The organism is Paraburkholderia megapolitana, assembly GCF_007556815.1.
Lineage (GTDB): Bacteria > Pseudomonadota > Gammaproteobacteria > Burkholderiales > Burkholderiaceae > Paraburkholderia > Paraburkholderia megapolitana.
Window position 1 is genome coordinate 31,878 of the sequence record NZ_CP041743.1, and the last position, 14,376, is coordinate 46,253.

Here is a 14,376-nt window from a genome sequence, read left to right on the forward strand (position 1 = left end):
TGGTCGCACATTTTGCACTTTCAATGTTTTTATTTGACTAGAATCACACTCACGGTATCGGATCTCGATACCTTTACTGCCCCACGCACCCACATCATCAGAGCCCGGCCATGACCGAGATTACCCAGATCATCGCGACCATCAAGCGCCGCCTCAAAACCGAAGGCATGACCTATCGCGACGTCGCTCAGGCGCTGCGTCTGTCGGAGCCAAGCGTGAAACGACTGCTGGCCGGAGGACGCCTGACGATCGATCGTCTCGCACAGTTCTGCGACCTGTTCGGGATGACCATGGCGGAACTGCTGCAGGAAGCCGAGCTTGCGGTGCCGCGCCTGCACGTGCTCACACGCGACCAGGAAGCGCAGCTCGTGTCGAACGAAAAACTCTTGCTGGTGGCTGTGTGCACGTTGAACTACTGGTCGCTCGAAGACATGATGTCGAGGTATCAACTGTCTAAAGCCGAGTGCATCAAGCATCTACTCGTGCTGGATCGTATGGGCTTTGCGAATCTCAAGCCGGGCAACCGCATCCGGTTGCTGGTCGCACGGGACTTCGACTGGCTGCCGGATGGGCCGATCCGCCAGTACTTCCTGCAGCGGGGACTGCCCGATTTCATGGAAAGCCGGTTCGACATGCCGGAAGAATCGATGGATTTCGTGCATGGCATGCTGACCACATCCGCTTATGCGCAGTTGCAGGCCGAATTGCGCAAGCTGCGCCGCAAATTCACGTCGTTGCACGATGAGTCGGCGACGGAGGCTTTGAGCGAGCGGCACGGCACCGCGCTTTTGCTGGCGATGCGCGTGTGGGAGCCGGATGCGTTCAGAAAACTCAAGCGGCCAGCGGATGCGGGAGAAACCGGGGCCTAGGGCGTCACAGCCCGATACAGACGGCCCCCGCCGCAATCACGACACACGAAACAAAGCGCGCGAACGTCACCTCTTCCCGCAGGAACAGACGGCCGATCAGCACGGCAAACACCACACTGGTTTCGCGCAGCGCCGACACCGTGCCCATCGCGCCGTATTGCATCGCCCAGATCACGATCCCGTATGCCGCGATCGATACGACACCACCCGACACCGACGTACCGATATCGGCAAACGACGCGCGCAGCGCAGAGCGACCGCGCTTCGCGATGAAGATCGCGGGCATCAGCCAGTAGAACGCGAACATCCACGCGGTATAGGAAATCGCATGACCGCCGGCACGTCGCACGCCGATCCCGTCGATCACCGTATATAAGGCGATGGTCGCTCCGGTAAGCAGCGCCGCGACGATGCTCTCGCGCGACGGTCGCCGGCGCTGCAACGCAAAGCTGATGATGCCGCACGACACCAGCGCAATGCCGGCAGCCTGCAAGATGTGGATCTGTTCATTGGCGAATACCGCCGCACCGAGCGCCACGAGCATCGGCGACGAACCGCGGGCGATCGGATACGCCTCGCCGAGGTCGCTGCGTTGGTACGCATACACGAGGCACAGGTTGTACAGGCCGTGAACAAGACCGGACACGGCGATGTAGGGCCACGCGGCCTGCGCCGGAACAGGCACCGAGAGCGCTACCGCCGTGGCGATCGGTGCAATGCCGATGCTCATCCATGTCATCGACAGAAAGCGGTCGCGGTTGCCATGCAGCATCGCGTTCCATGTGGCATGCAACAGCGCGGCGAGCAGAACGAAGCCGCTCATGGAACTGATCATGCGGTACCTCGATACGGAAAAACGTCGAAGGTTGAATTTTAAACGTATAGACGTTTATACGTATACAACTGCCTGCGCACGTACCTGAACAATGCGTTGCACGAGGCTACGAAGCGCCGCTGCAGCACCACTCCTGGCCCATGCGATACTCGCTCGACCATCGTCAGCGGAATCCGGCTCATGCATAAACACCACCCCGCCCTCACCGTTTTCACCGGCCGCACCGCCGATCGCAACGAGCGCGGTATGGCCGGCTCGCTCGTTGTCGGCCTTGCGCTCGCACGACGGCTCGGGCTCGAGCCGGCCCGCATCGGCGAACCGGAGGCAGCGCTTGCCGGTGGATGGCGCGAGCAGTTGACCGCGGCTACGCCTTGGCTACGGTGTCTGTCCGCCCACTACGACGCGTTGCTGAGAGACGGCAACACGCCGCTGCTGACCACGATGGGGCGCTGTGCCAGCGCGCTTGCAACGCTACCGGTTGTCGCGCGCCACCGGCCGGATGCGGCGATCGTCTGGTTCGATGCACACGGCGACTGCAATACGCCGTCGACATCTTCGTCGGGCTATCTGGGCGGCCTCGTGCTCACCGGCGCGGCCGGCCGCTGGAACACCGACTGGAAAGACAATACCGGCCTGGGCGGCGACCTCGATCTGGCGAACGTGATCCTCGTCGGCGCCCGCGATCTCGATCCCGCCGAGCACGCCCTGATCGATGCCGGCACGATCGCGCTGGTGCCCGTCGGCGACGGTTTGCCCGATCGCCTGCGTAACGCAATCGCCGGTCGCGAGGTCTATGTGCATCTCGACTGCGACGTGCTCAATCCCGGCATCGTGCCGACCGAGTACGCGGTCGACGGCGGGCTGTCGCTGGACGACCTGTCCGCTGCGGCGCAGGTGCTGGCGGATTGCGGGCTGATCGGGCTGGAAATCGCGGAATTCGAGGTCGCCTGGAGCGGCGCCTGGGCCGACCGGAAGCGGCTTGAGGGAAGCCCGGATACCTGCTCGCCGGACGCATTGCTCGATGCCCTGGCGCCGCTGCTGGTGGCACCGGATCGGGCCTGACGTCCGAACCCGACGCTGCGACCTGATGCCCGCCGCCGGCGTCCTCAAGCGATGCCGCCCGCCCGACACGCCCACTGTCACGTAGCCGCAACGTAGCGTCGGTATGTTCTGGCATCCCCACACACAACCGGGATGCCATGACAACCCCGTTGCAGGAACGAACGTCGTCGATAAGCACGACGTCGAAGGTGCTCGTCGCAAGCATCGTGCTGAATCTGCTGTTGATGGCGCTACAGGTAACGGTGGGCCTGTCCGCCCATTCGTCCGGGATGCTGGCGGATGCGTTGCACTCGTTCGTCGACATGCTCGCCGACGCGCTCGTCCTGCTCGCCTGCGCTCTCGACGCCCGCGCCGCGGCCGCCGATCCGACGCGCCGGCATCCGAAGTACGAACCGCTCGCGCTGCTTGCGCTCGGCGCGCTGCTTGGCGCAACGGGGCTCCAGATGGTGTGGCAATCGTGGGAGTCGGCGGTGCGCTCCGGTGTGAATCCCGACAGCCACTTCGATATCGTGACGCTCGGCGTCGCCGTACTCGCGCTCGCCAGCAAGGAAACGCTGTTCCGCTGGATGGCGCGCGAAGCAAAACGCAGCCGTTCGACCCTGCTGCTCGCCAACGCATGGCATGTGCGCGCCGATGCGCTGTCTTCGCTGGTCGTGACGGTGGCGATCGGCGGCAGTCTTGCGGGTCTTACGCGGCTCGACGACCTGGCCGCGGCACTGATCGGCCTGATGATCGTCAAGACGGGCTACGGCTTCGGATCGCGTGGACTGCGGGATCTGAAACAACGTCGGCATACTGCGCAGCGCCCGGCCGCCACGACGCCCGCCCGTATGCACGTCGTACGCACTGACTCGCTGACGATGCCGCTCGACGCGCGCGTGCTGCCGTTGCAGCCTTCGCACGACCGCACAACCACCCGTCTCATCCCCGTCGATCAGGACGCCCCGGTGCTGGAAAGTCGCAGCGCTGCGTGAGCGGTACGCAGCAGCGCACGGCGTCGACGGCCCGTGCGACTCCGTCCCGCTGGTGAACCTCTCGCTCGCCGCTCTGACCGGCGTAGTGTCCAGAATGCCCGAAGGCCTTTCTCGCCCACAGGCGCCTAGACAAGCCGCTGCCCGCCATCGATATGCATCGTCTCGCCGGTCGTCAGCTCGCTCTCCATCAGATAGACATAGGCGGCAGCCACATCCGCGGGCGTCGCAATCCTGCCCGCCGGCAAGCGGGCGGCCATCTGCGCGAAGTAGCCCACCTTGGCCTCGCCGACCATGTCGTCCCACATCGGCGTATCGACCCACCCCGGCGACACGACATTGACGCGCGTCGGCGCCAGTTCCAGCGCGAGTGCATGGGCGAAATAGCCGAACGAACCTGCAGTCGCCGCCACGACCGCGCCGCCAGGAACAGGCGGCCGATCCTTATTGATGCCCGAAGTGAACGTCATCGAACCGCCCTTTCTGAGCGTGCGCGCAGCGTGTTTTGCAAGCGTCACAGCGCTGATCAGTTTGCTGTCGAAAAAGCGTCGCACGACATCGATGTCGATCCGCTCGATCGCATCGCCTGGCGGCGGCGTTCCTGCAGTCGACACGAGGTGATCGAATGGGCCAACGTCGTCGAAAGCGCGGGCGACGTCCTGCTCTTTCGTAATATCGACGGCGAAGCTTGTCACACGACGATCCTGACCAAGCGAGCACTGCGCGGCCTCAAGCTTCTCAGAAGATCGCCCGACGATTACGACGTCTGCACCATGCTGCAGAGCCGCGGCCGCAACACCAAGACCGATACCCGAACTACCCCCAACGACGACAATCTTTTGTCCCTTGAGCGATGCCATGTCAGCCTCCGTTTTCGATGGTGAGCGCGGGCGCGTTACGTACTGACGCACTCACGCATTGCCCGCATACGCAGCTTCAATATCGGCGACGATGATTCTGGACATCTTGTACATCGCGTACCGCACCCGGTCGGCCTTCTCGCGGTCCGGGTCGGCCAGGTGCCGCAGCATGATTTCCGGCACGACCTGCCAGTGGACGCCATACCGGTCCATCAACCAGCCGCACTGCTTTTCGACGCCACCGCCTGCCGTGAGCGCGTGCCAGTAGTAGTCGGTTTCGCTCTGGTCCTTCGTCTCGATGTAGAGCGAGACTCTTTCGTTGAACCGCGGCGCCGATCCCGCGTTGAGCGCCGTAAAGCGCAATCCTTCGAGTTCGAAGCCATGAACGGCCATCGGCGCCGTCTTGTTGTTGCCGGAAACCTTGTCGCTGAACTCCACCGAGTCGAGCGCCTTGCTGTTCCTGAAGACCGACAGGTAAAAATCGCGTGCTTCTTGCGCATCGGTCTCGAACCAGAGAAATGGGTGGATGGTGGCCATGTCGTTCTCCTGAGTGGTAGCTGTAAAGGACATTCTGGTCATCGGCGGGTTGACAGACAAACCATTCTTTGGCATCAATCTGTGACTAACACTCACTAATCGCCATGCCCCGCAAACTACCGCCACTCAATTCATTGCCGAGCTTTGAAGCGGCTGCCCGGCATCTGAGTTTCTCCAGAGCGGCGGAGGAACTCAACGTCACGCACGGCGCCATCAGCCGTGCCATCAAGCACCTCGAAGATCAGCTCGACGTCCAGTTGTTCGAGCGCGCGACGCGTTCGGTGCGCCTCACTGCTGTCGGCGAACCGTACGCGCGGGCGGTTCGCGAAGCGCTGGACCGGCTGTCGAACGCGACCGCAACGGCCACGACGCGCCACTCCAACTCGACGTTGAACGTCAGCACGTCCGATGGCTTTGCCGGGAAATGGCTGGTACCGCGTCTCTATCGTTTTCATCGCGAGCACAGCGAGATCGACGTGCGCGTCTCGACGACCGGTCAGTTGAGCAGCTTTCTCGGTGACGGTATCGACATTGCGATCCGCTATGGCGGCGGGAATTACCCAGGGCTGACTGCGGAATTTCTCACTGAGGAAGAGGTATTTCCGGTGTGCAGTCCCAGACTCGTCGCAGGCAAGCGAGCATTGCGCAAGCCCGCGGACCTGAAACATCACACGTTGATCCACGACGCTTTTCCAATCGACTGGGCGACGTGGCTCGCCAGCGCGGGTGTGGAAGGCGTCGATCCGCAAAGCGGGATTACGTTCGACTCCGCGACGTTCGCCGTCGAGGCAGCGGTGCAAGGCGAAGGCGTCGTGCTGGGCCGGACCATGCTGGTGGCCGCCGACCTCGCTACCGGGCGACTGGTTCGGCCGTTCGCACACGCATTGAAATCGACGTCGAGCTTTTACGTGGTCTACCCGCCGGGCGCCATCCGTCAACGCAAGGTCAAGGCGTTTCGCGACTGGCTGCTGGCGGAACTGGCGCCACCCGGCAATTAGTCGCGCAAGAGAAAAGCATCTTCAGAAGTCGTCGGGAAAGGCCAGCTCCCAGCTGACATCGGTCCCAACATTCACGCGCCGCCCCGCACCGCCGACCACAATCGCGTTCTGCCCGAACGTCAGGCCACCATCCACGCGCGGATTGGCGCGCCAGCCCATCATCGTATCGAGCGGCTCGGTCGGCCACTGCGGATCGGGGCGCCCCTCGAGTTGATCGACTGTCGTGATCGGACAACGCGCGCACGGTTTGACGAAGCGCAACACGATGGCGTCGTCCGCGCCGATCGACAGCGTCTCGACAAAGTCCTCTTCGAACGCGTCGACGCCGTTCAGTACGATGTTCGGCCGGAAACGGTTCATCGGAATCGAAGGGGCGCCTTTCGCGCGCAAACGCTGGTTCAGTTCGTCGAGCGAGGCTTCGGTCGTGACGAGTAGCGGGAAGCCGTCGGCGAACTTCGTCGGCGCGTCGGTGCCTGTGGTCCACATCTTGTTCGCAAGCCGCGTCACCTCGCGATCGAATCGCGCGAGCCGCACCTGTACACCGAGTACCTCCGAAAACCAGCGCGCCGCTCCATCCCCCTCATCGAGCGCCTCGAGGCTGTCACGCCAGATCGTCACGGGCACGCGTGCCGCTTCGCGCGGCGCTTCCAGAGGCAGGCGCAATACGTCGGCCGCGCCCGGCGCCGACAGTTCCAGCGAAGCAGGCGTGAATACCGGCCGGATCAGCGCCATCGCGGGGTACTCGCGTTGCGACACGAAGCGCCCGTTGCCGTCGACGACCATCCAGTGCCGGTCCCATTCGAGCCCGTGCGGCTCCAGCAGCGCATGGTCGAGCGCGATCGCGCCGCACGATTTCACGGGATAAATGAACAACGCACTGACGGATGGCATGGGTGGGAACCGGCACAGGGGAAATAAGGCGCGCGGGAAAGACGCGTTGGATGCGGCGGAGCGCAGCGCTCAGCGCCGCGATCGTGCGATTTTCTCCCGCCATTGCATCCGCTGCAAGGTGCGCGCGACGCCGTCAGCGAGTCGCATGAATAGCGTCCGAACCAGGCGGGCCGGCCCTCAGCCCCGTTTTTCGCTGTGACACAAGCCAGCCAGGTTGCACAGGCATTCTGCTCATACCTGTCTCACATACAAATGAGAATCATTTGCAATTGTGCGGAATTTGCTCCATGATTCGGCATGTCTCAAAACTCTCGATCCTTCCGTCCATGAACTCACCCCTGCCCGTTGAATCCGCCGAACGTAGCGCCCACGATGCCGCCCCGGACCGCGCGCGCATCGTGTTGCAGTCGCTGTTATCGCGCCAGTCGTACTGGCCGCTGACCAGTCCCGGACCGAACGACGCCGAACTCGCCTCGATCTTCGACGTCGCGTTGCGCGCGCCGGATCACGGCAACCTGCGCCCGTGGCGTTTTGTCCTCGTGCGCGGCGCAGCGCGCGAAGCACTCGGTGAAGTGCTGGTCGACATCGCAAGCGCGCGTATGCCGGACGAGCCGCGCTCCGCGCATCAGCATCGCAGCAGGAAAGCGCAGGCGGCGCCGATCATCATCGCGATCGCCGCAGCGGTCGACGGCACTTCGACCGTCCCTGAAGTGGAACAACTGCTCTCTGTCGGCGCCGCCGCGATGAACATGCTGAACGCGATTCATGTGCTCGGTTACGGCGGCTTCTGGGCCACCGGTGTCGATTCGTACGATGTGCGCATGCATGACGCACTCGGCTTCGAGCCGTCGGAACAGCTGCTCGGCTTTCTGTTCATCGGTACGCCGGCATCGGCGCAACGCGATGCCGTTCGTCCCGAGCGCGCGGCCCACGTGCGCGAATGGACCGGTCCGTCGTCGCGTTAAGCATCCACGAGGTTGGAGGTCGCATGCACTTTCATAGCCCACCCGCGAGGCAGCATTCGTTGCTCGACGACTCGCTCGCCGAGCATCCCGACATCGCCGAGCAAACCGTGGTCAGCGCGGTCCGCACCTGGCTGCGTCCGCAGTGCGATGCGGTACGCATGCGCAACAGCTGGCGCGAAGTCCTGTCGGAAGCCGGCATGACTGCCGACGGCTTGACCTACTTCGACATGCTGATGCGTGGCCTGATGCGCACGACGTGCCGCCGGCTCGACACACGCTGCCGGTGCGCCAGCGATCTCGCGAAGGACGAAGCCTCGCTGCTGCAAACCATCGCGCTGCTGCAGAAAACCCATAGCCACGCCGCCATGCAGTTGCTGAACGACTGGCTGCCGCAGCCCGCCGTAAGCGGCATGCTGAAGATCGCGCGCTGGTTCGCGATTTCGCTGCTCGACGCGGGCATCGTGATCCGCGTGCGCGTGCGGCGCGTCACGTATATGCATTGAAAGGCAGCCGGATTTGCCACGAATCACTTTCGTCTCTGCCCGCACGCCGCACGGCAACCACGTGGCGCAAGCCGCACAGGGCACGAACGGCCGCCGCGAAACACCGCGTCACGCGATCTATCGCGTTCCGGACCTCGCGTTCCTGCCACAACGGCTCGCGTGGCGCCGCCCGGAAGGCGACCCGTTGCCGCCCACCGGCGAGTTGTTGCTCTGGCGTGTGCGTCCCGAATGGCAGGTCGTATCGAAAGAAGCGGCATATATGCGGCTGTCGAAAGCCGAACTCGCGCGTGTAAAGAATCATCCGAACCCGGCGCTGGGCAAGCGCTTCGCGGTGGGTCGGGCGGTGCTGCGCGGCGTGCTCGCGCAGATGCTCGACTGTGCGCCGACCGATGTCGCGCTCACCGATAACCCGCTCGGCCAGCCGGTGCTCGCCGACATCCATCGTGCGGGCATCGAGGTACAGGTCGCCTACGCGGGGGTGTGGATCATGATCGGCATCAGCGCGAGCCCGTTCGGACTCGGCACCCGTCTGCCGCTGCCCACCGATGAAATCGACATCGACACCGGGAACGGTACGTTCACGGCAGCGCTCAAGGAACGTACGACGATCGCTCATTCGATCGCGCTGCGCAGCCACGTGCGCCACGCGAGCCTTCTTGCTGCCGCAGGCAAGCCGCTACTCGACGCCGATGCCAATGTGCTGCGTCAGGAGAGCGCGGCGTTCTTCGTCGATACCGGCGAGGCGGGCCGCTGGCACGTGCTCGATGTGCCGATGCCAGGTGCGATCTGCGCGGCCGTAGCGGCCGCGCAACCGGTTACGCGCGTGCATGCGTTCGGTTGGGCTGGACCTGACGGCCGCGTAGACGATCGTTGATGGTCTAGCTGCTTGATGTCTGCTTATGCCCTTGCGGTACTGTCCTGAGCAAGTGCGTTCAGATCGGCGGGTTCGAGCACCGCGCTCGGTGCGCCGTGTCGCGCGACCGCAAGCATCGCGCGTCCCAGGCTTTCCGTGGTTTGCACATGCGCGGGAAAGAGCCGCCGCGCCGTAGACAGCAGCGGCGCCAGCAGCACATAGAACGTGTGATACAGCCGGGTCTTCGAACGCACGCCATGAAGCGGCTGAATCACACCGGGCCTGAACAGATACACCGCCTTGAACGGCAGCCGGCGCAACGCATTCTCAGTACGCCCTTTGACACGCGCCCACATCACGCGGCCCTGTTCGCTGCTGTCGGTACCGGTGCCGGACACGTAGACGAACGTCATCGCCGGATTGAGGCGCGCGAGCACGCTGGCCGCGGCGAGTGTCAGGTCGTAGGTAATGCGCGAATAGTCGTCTTCCTTCATCCCCACCGACGAAACCCCGAGACAAAAGAAGCACGCGTCGTAGCCCGACAACTCGTCATCGAGACCCGCGTATTGCGTGAGGTCGCTGCGCACCAGTTCGTGAAGACGCGGATCGAGTTGCCCGGTCGTCGCACGCCCGACGGTAAGCACACCCGTCACATCGGGATCGCGCAGACATTCGCGCAACACGCCCTGCCCGACCATTCCCGTCGCACCAAAAATCACTACCTTCACGTCGTTGCCTCCTCGGTCCATTGCACACCGACCAATGGACCGGAAACGTCCCACAGGCGCGTGGCGAGCGACTTGTCGCGCGCCTTCTCACCGATGATTGCGTCGCCGACCGGCCCCTTCAGCTCGAAGCGCCCCTGCGGCCCATAGTATCCCGCGGGCTTCGCATCGGGCGAGGTTGCGGCGAACAGCGTCGGCAGCGCGCCACCGGCTGCCGACTGCGCCACGTATGGCCCGAGCGCAGCCGACAGACGTTCGATCAGCGTACGTCGCCCGTTGCTTCCGAGCCCCGGGCCCGCGCTTTGCAGACCGGTCAGCGCATAGCCCGGATGGCACGCGTTGCAGGTGAGCCCCCAGCCGTGCGTATCGCTGCGGCGTTGCAGTTCGAAGGCGAATAGCAACATTGCTAGTTTCGACTGCGCATACGCGGGCCACGGACGATAACTGCGCTCCCACTGCAGATCGTCGAAATGAATGTCCGCCTGGATTCGATGCGCTCCGCTGCTCACGTTGACGACACGCACGTCGCGCCCCGCGCGCAACAACGGCAGCAAACGCGCGGTCAACGCGTAGTGGCCGAGATAGTTGGTGCCGAACTGCAATTCGAAACCATCCTGTGTGGTATGGCGCGTGGGCGGCATCATCACGCCTGCGTTGTTCACAAGCAGAGCCAGCGCTTGATGCCGGCTCGCAAAACCATCCACGAAGGCGCGAACCGATGCAAGGCTCGCGAGATCGAGGTGCGCATAGCGAATATTCGCGCCCGGATGAACTGTCCGGATGCGGTTGAGCGCGACGTCGCCTTTCGCATCGTTGCGGCCGGTCAGGACGACTTCCGCACCGGCCCCCGCCAGCGCGAGCGCGGCTTCGTACCCGATGCCGCCAGTTGCGCCAGTCACGAGCGCGAGCCGGCCGTCCTGGCGCGGAATATCCTGGGTGGTCCAGACCTTCGATACTTTGGGCATTGCGCACTCCTGCTGGGGTGAATCGGAGAAAACAAATTGATCAGATTAATTGAGTGAATACGCGCTCATTACGAAACTAAAAAAAAACGCATCACACACCGGCTACCGCGCTCCAGAACGCCTGGAATCCGGCGGCCTTATAGCGCTTTGCCTGCTTCGGTTCGCGTTCGATAAACTCCATCGTCGCTTCGGCAATCGCATTCATCATTGCCGCGACGAACAACGGCGACTGGTCCTTCAACGGACCGTTCGACGAGATCTGATGCACCATCGCGTTGATCTCGCCGAACGCGGCCATGCCGGCATCGCGGCTGTGTTCGGTGATGCGCTCGGAGATCGACAGCTGGCTCATCGCCTTGCGTTTGAACGGATACGCGACGCCCCAGTCGATATAGCGGTCCCACACGTGACGGCCGCGCTCCACAACCGATCCCGCTGCCGGGTAGCCGCGCGTCATCTCGCCGCGCAGATCGTGCTTGAGATCCAGATACAGCTCGTTGAACAGCACGTCCTTGCTGTCGAAGTAGGTAAACAACGTCCCCTCCGCAACGCCCGCCCCTTTGGCGATCTTCGCCGTCGTGGCTTCGACGCCGAGCGTCGCGACGGCTTTCGTAGCCGCCGACAGGATGGCGTTGCGCTTGTCTTCGCTGCGAGGACGTGCCACGAATTGCTCCGTTAAATGAGTGAGTGCTCAATAATAGACGGAGTGCGTGTTTCCTGCAAGCGGGATCAGAACAGGCCCCACACGACCCGATAACGGACTCGTTTCTTGTAGCTGCGATACGCGTCGTCTTTCGACAGCAGCCGTTCCTCGCGCACGATCCGGATAACCTGCAACACCCAATGTAGCAGGATGATCAGCAGATTCTGCAGCCCGAAGGTGGGCAACAGAAAGCCGAGATCGCGGATGAAATATCCGGTGTATATCGGATGGCGTACGTAGCGATACGCACCGTCGGTCACGAGCCCGCGATGCGCCGGCAGCAGACCGAACGAGCGACGCAGCGACAGCTTGGCGACGATCGTCAGGAGAAAGCCGACAATCTGCAATCCCGCTGCGAATTTTTCGGAAACCAGATGTACGCCCGGGGCGAGATTGAACGCCAGAAAATAGTAGGTCGCACAAAACGACGTCACCACACTCACCGGATGCCAGTCGCGTTCTGTCGGCACGCGCGAGCACAGTACGAACACCAGCGTCACGGCCTCGGCAATCGCAAAGAACAGCAACGCGATGCGCGTTGGATCGAGCAGGTAGCGATGCATGACGGAGATGAAGAACGGCAACAGCAGCGCCGCTGTACCAGCGCGCAGCAGGATCTCCGTAACGATCTGCCTCTGGGTCAGGCGCTTAGGTTGACTAACCGGAGCATTCTTTGCGTCGTTGCCCTCTTCGCTGCCGGTATCGCCGATACGAGTGCTCGCGTTTGCGGGCGATTCCGTATCGGGATTCGATGCAACAGGATCGACATTCATATTGATGCGTTTTGTCTGTTTGATGATGGGTTTCCGCTTTGGCACAATCGGCGCCTGGCCAGGGTGCCGAATCACGGTATGTCTGCATGGTAGGTCGAAGCGTGGTGCCCGTATAGCAGTAAATCCGCCACGTTGCTATGCTTGACCCGATTCCCCTCCGAGGAGCGACCTTGGCCATTCACGACGTTCGCGACGCACTCGATCCGCCGAACGTACAGCGCGCCGCTCACGTCGTCGGCTCGCAGACGAGCCCCTGCGATGCGCTGGTCATCCGCACCCAGCCCCCTGCCGCGGGCCGGCCGTCGCGACACAAACGCCTCGCGCTCGCCGCGACGATCCTCGGATCGAGCATGGCGTTTATCGACGGTTCGGTGGTCAATGTCGCGCTGTCGTCGATCCAGAACGAACTCGCGGCGAGCGTCGCCGCCATGCAGTGGGTCGTCAACGCGTACCTGCTGCTGCTCGGTTCGCTGGTGCTGGTGGGTGGCGCCGCCGGTGACCGGCTCGGCCGGCGCACGGTGTTCGTCGCCGGCATCGGGTTGTTTACGCTTGCGTCGATTGCGTGCGGTTTCGCGCCGGGCGTCGGCACGCTGATCGCTGCGCGCGCCGTGCAGGGTATCGGCGCGGCGCTGCTCGTGCCCAGCAGCCTCGCGATCATCGGTGCCGTGTTCGACGAGCACGAGCGCGGCCGGGCCATCGGCACATGGGCGGGCGTCGCCGCGATCACCGGTGCGTTCGGCCCGGTCATGGGCGGCTGGCTGGTCGACACCTGGTCGTGGCGCGCGATCTTTTTCCTCAACGTCCCGCTGGCATGCGTAACGATCGCGCTGGCGTTTGCCTCGATACCCGACAGCCGCAGCCCCGATGCGCAAGGCAGACTCGACTGGCTAGGCGCACTGGCCGCTGCCGCCGGCCTCGGCGCACTCACCTACGGTCTGACGGCGGCCCCAGTGCATGGCTTTGCGGCGCCGGTCGTGCTCGGTCCGGTTGCAGCCGGCATCGTGCTGCTGGTGGTGTTCCTGATCATCGAACGCACAAGCGCGCAACCGATGATGCCGCTCGACGTATTCCGTTCGCGCGACTTCGTCGGTACGAACCTCGTCACGCTGCTGCTGTATTTCGGCGTGGGCGGCGCGATGTTTTTCCTGCCGTATGCGCTGATTCGCGCACACGGTTACACGGCCACCGAGGCAGGCGCCGCGCTGTTGCCGGCGCCGCTCGTCATCGGTCTGCTGTCGCGCTTCACCGGCGGCCTGATGGCACGGTGCGGCGCACGCGCGCTGCTTACCGTGGGACCGGTCGTTGCGGGCATCGGCTTCGCGATGCTTGCGTTGCCGGACGGCCGCTACTGGAACGTCTACTTCCCGGCACTCGTCGTGCTCGGGCTCGGCATGACGATCACCGTCGCGCCACTCACCACTACGGTGATGGCCGCCGTGTCAGATGAACGCACGGGCGTTGCATCGGGGATCAACAATGCGGTTGCGCGTGTCGCGAGCCTGCTGGCAATCGCCGTGCTCGGCATCGTCTTCGTGTGGTCGCACGATGCGGCGTTGTCGGCGCGGCTCGACCGGATGGATCTGTCGCCGACTGTGCGCCAGTCGCTGCGCACACTCGAACCCGGAGCGAACGCGAATGCCCAGGTCGCCGCAGACCTTGCGAGGCCGGTTGCCGCTGCCCAGGCCGAGGCGATCGATCGCGCGCTCGCCGCCGTGGCGCTGGTCTGCGCCGCCTGCGCGCTGGCCGCCGCCGTGTGCGCCGCGGTGACCATCAAACGTACGCGCCGCTGAGTCCGCAGGAACTTGTACTGCCGGGCGTGGGTCGGTTGCTTATCATCCTGTGCATGGCGGCACGAATCGTGCGGTA

16 protein-coding genes are annotated in these 14,376 nt (G+C 63.8%); 8 read left to right on the forward strand and 8 right to left on the reverse strand.

Annotated features, from left to right (window positions below):
* The first annotated feature begins 110 nt into the window (after nucleotides 1-110).
* The gene (locus FNZ07_RS00130) at nucleotides 111-869 is read left to right on the forward strand and encodes a helix-turn-helix domain-containing protein (protein ID WP_091006851.1); all 759 of its coding nucleotides are present in this window, start codon (nucleotides 111-113) and stop codon (nucleotides 867-869) included.
* Between the two features lie 4 nt (nucleotides 870-873).
* On the opposite strand, the gene FNZ07_RS00135 is transcribed toward FNZ07_RS00130, so the two are convergent.
* Nucleotides 874-1,704, reverse strand: coding sequence for a DMT family transporter (locus FNZ07_RS00135; RefSeq protein WP_091006853.1), 831 nt, complete (start codon nucleotides 1,702-1,704; stop codon nucleotides 874-876).
* Between the two features lie 180 nt (nucleotides 1,705-1,884).
* Between FNZ07_RS00135 and FNZ07_RS00140 the strand changes: the two genes are divergently transcribed.
* Nucleotides 1,885-2,766 carry an arginase family protein gene (locus FNZ07_RS00140; protein WP_091006855.1) on the forward strand — a complete coding sequence of 294 codons (882 nt, stop codon included), beginning with the start codon at nucleotides 1,885-1,887 and terminating at the stop codon, nucleotides 2,764-2,766.
* A gap of 137 nt (nucleotides 2,767-2,903) precedes the next feature.
* Nucleotides 2,904-3,740: a cation diffusion facilitator family transporter gene (locus FNZ07_RS00145; protein WP_091006857.1), complete on the forward strand. Its 837-nt coding sequence runs from the start codon at nucleotides 2,904-2,906 to the stop codon at nucleotides 3,738-3,740.
* Between the two features lie 125 nt (nucleotides 3,741-3,865).
* On the opposite strand, the gene FNZ07_RS00150 is transcribed toward FNZ07_RS00145, so the two are convergent.
* Together FNZ07_RS00150 and FNZ07_RS00155 are read right to left on the reverse strand one after the other, a co-directional pair.
* Nucleotides 3,866-4,597, reverse strand: a complete 732-nt coding sequence (locus FNZ07_RS00150) for an SDR family oxidoreductase (RefSeq protein ID WP_091006859.1) — start codon at nucleotides 4,595-4,597, stop codon at nucleotides 3,866-3,868.
* A 51-nt stretch (nucleotides 4,598-4,648) separates the two neighbouring features.
* On the reverse strand, nucleotides 4,649-5,134 hold the full coding sequence (locus FNZ07_RS00155; protein ID WP_091006861.1) for a VOC family protein: 486 nt from the start codon (nucleotides 5,132-5,134) through the stop codon (nucleotides 4,649-4,651).
* Between the two features lie 104 nt (nucleotides 5,135-5,238).
* Here FNZ07_RS00155 and FNZ07_RS00160 point away from each other — a divergent pair, with 104 nt between their 5' ends.
* Nucleotides 5,239-6,132: a transcriptional regulator GcvA gene (locus FNZ07_RS00160; RefSeq protein WP_091006863.1), complete on the forward strand. Its 894-nt coding sequence runs from the start codon at nucleotides 5,239-5,241 to the stop codon at nucleotides 6,130-6,132.
* A 21-nt stretch (nucleotides 6,133-6,153) separates the two neighbouring features.
* Here the strand turns inward: FNZ07_RS00160 and FNZ07_RS00165 are convergent, their stop codons facing one another.
* Nucleotides 6,154-7,023, reverse strand: a complete 870-nt coding sequence (locus tag FNZ07_RS00165) for an MOSC domain-containing protein (protein WP_091006865.1) — start codon at nucleotides 7,021-7,023, stop codon at nucleotides 6,154-6,156.
* A 326-nt stretch (nucleotides 7,024-7,349) separates the two neighbouring features.
* On the opposite strand from FNZ07_RS00165, the gene FNZ07_RS00170 reads away from it, so the two are divergent.
* The 3 genes from FNZ07_RS00170 to FNZ07_RS00180 are packed head-to-tail and all read left to right on the forward strand — an operon-like array spanning nucleotide 7,350 to nucleotide 9,365.
* A complete protein-coding gene (locus tag FNZ07_RS00170; protein WP_091006867.1) occupies nucleotides 7,350-7,988 on the forward strand; it encodes a nitroreductase family protein in 639 nt (212 codons plus the stop codon).
* 23 nt (nucleotides 7,989-8,011) lie between these two features.
* Entirely contained in the window at nucleotides 8,012-8,491 is a 480-nt protein-coding gene (locus tag FNZ07_RS00175) for a hypothetical protein (RefSeq protein ID WP_091006895.1), read from the forward strand.
* A 13-nt stretch (nucleotides 8,492-8,504) separates the two neighbouring features.
* Nucleotides 8,505-9,365 carry a 4'-phosphopantetheinyl transferase family protein gene (locus FNZ07_RS00180; protein WP_143098004.1) on the forward strand — a complete coding sequence of 287 codons (861 nt, stop codon included), beginning with the start codon at nucleotides 8,505-8,507 and terminating at the stop codon, nucleotides 9,363-9,365.
* 23 nt (nucleotides 9,366-9,388) lie between these two features.
* Here FNZ07_RS00180 and FNZ07_RS00185 read toward each other — a convergent pair whose 3' ends face one another.
* From FNZ07_RS00185 to FNZ07_RS00200, 4 genes are all read right to left on the reverse strand, one after another.
* Nucleotides 9,389-10,072, reverse strand: coding sequence for an NAD-dependent epimerase/dehydratase family protein (locus FNZ07_RS00185; RefSeq protein ID WP_091006898.1), 684 nt, complete (start codon nucleotides 10,070-10,072; stop codon nucleotides 9,389-9,391).
* The gene (locus FNZ07_RS00190) at nucleotides 10,069-11,034 is read right to left on the reverse strand and encodes an SDR family oxidoreductase (protein ID WP_091006900.1); all 966 of its coding nucleotides are present in this window, start codon (nucleotides 11,032-11,034) and stop codon (nucleotides 10,069-10,071) included. The genes FNZ07_RS00185 and FNZ07_RS00190 overlap by 4 nt, the downstream gene beginning before the upstream one ends.
* Before the next feature lie 91 nt (nucleotides 11,035-11,125).
* Nucleotides 11,126-11,698, reverse strand: coding sequence for a TetR/AcrR family transcriptional regulator (locus FNZ07_RS00195; protein WP_091006901.1), 573 nt, complete (start codon nucleotides 11,696-11,698; stop codon nucleotides 11,126-11,128).
* 65 nt (nucleotides 11,699-11,763) lie between these two features.
* Complete coding sequence (locus tag FNZ07_RS00200) at nucleotides 11,764-12,510, reverse strand: methyltransferase family protein (protein WP_091006903.1); 747 nt, start codon at nucleotides 12,508-12,510, stop codon at nucleotides 11,764-11,766.
* A 170-nt stretch (nucleotides 12,511-12,680) separates the two neighbouring features.
* On the opposite strand from FNZ07_RS00200, the gene FNZ07_RS00205 reads away from it, so the two are divergent.
* Nucleotides 12,681-14,300 (forward strand): MFS transporter, encoded by a 1,620-nt coding sequence (locus FNZ07_RS00205; protein WP_245811311.1) that lies wholly within the window; start codon nucleotides 12,681-12,683, stop codon nucleotides 14,298-14,300.
* Nucleotides 14,301-14,376: the final 76 nt, after the last annotated feature.

Coding starts and splice junctions, on each gene's coding strand:
- FNZ07_RS00130 (WP_091006851.1), top strand. CDS start 111: ATGACCGAGATTACCCAGATCATCGCGACCATCAAGCGCCGCCTCAAA.
- FNZ07_RS00135 (WP_091006853.1), bottom strand. CDS start 1,704: ATGATCAGTTCCATGAGCGGCTTCGTTCTGCTCGCCGCGCTGTTGCAT.
- FNZ07_RS00140 (WP_091006855.1), top strand. CDS start 1,885: ATGCATAAACACCACCCCGCCCTCACCGTTTTCACCGGCCGCACCGCC.
- FNZ07_RS00145 (WP_091006857.1), top strand. CDS start 2,904: ATGACAACCCCGTTGCAGGAACGAACGTCGTCGATAAGCACGACGTCG.
- FNZ07_RS00150 (WP_091006859.1), bottom strand. CDS start 4,597: ATGGCATCGCTCAAGGGACAAAAGATTGTCGTCGTTGGGGGTAGTTCG.
- FNZ07_RS00155 (WP_091006861.1), bottom strand. CDS start 5,134: ATGGCCACCATCCACCCATTTCTCTGGTTCGAGACCGATGCGCAAGAA.
- FNZ07_RS00160 (WP_091006863.1), top strand. CDS start 5,239: ATGCCCCGCAAACTACCGCCACTCAATTCATTGCCGAGCTTTGAAGCG.
- FNZ07_RS00165 (WP_091006865.1), bottom strand. CDS start 7,023: ATGCCATCCGTCAGTGCGTTGTTCATTTATCCCGTGAAATCGTGCGGC.
- FNZ07_RS00170 (WP_091006867.1), top strand. CDS start 7,350: ATGAACTCACCCCTGCCCGTTGAATCCGCCGAACGTAGCGCCCACGAT.
- FNZ07_RS00175 (WP_091006895.1), top strand. CDS start 8,012: ATGCACTTTCATAGCCCACCCGCGAGGCAGCATTCGTTGCTCGACGAC.
- FNZ07_RS00190 (WP_091006900.1), bottom strand. CDS start 11,034: ATGCCCAAAGTATCGAAGGTCTGGACCACCCAGGATATTCCGCGCCAG.
- FNZ07_RS00200 (WP_091006903.1), bottom strand. CDS start 12,510: ATGAATGTCGATCCTGTTGCATCGAATCCCGATACGGAATCGCCCGCA.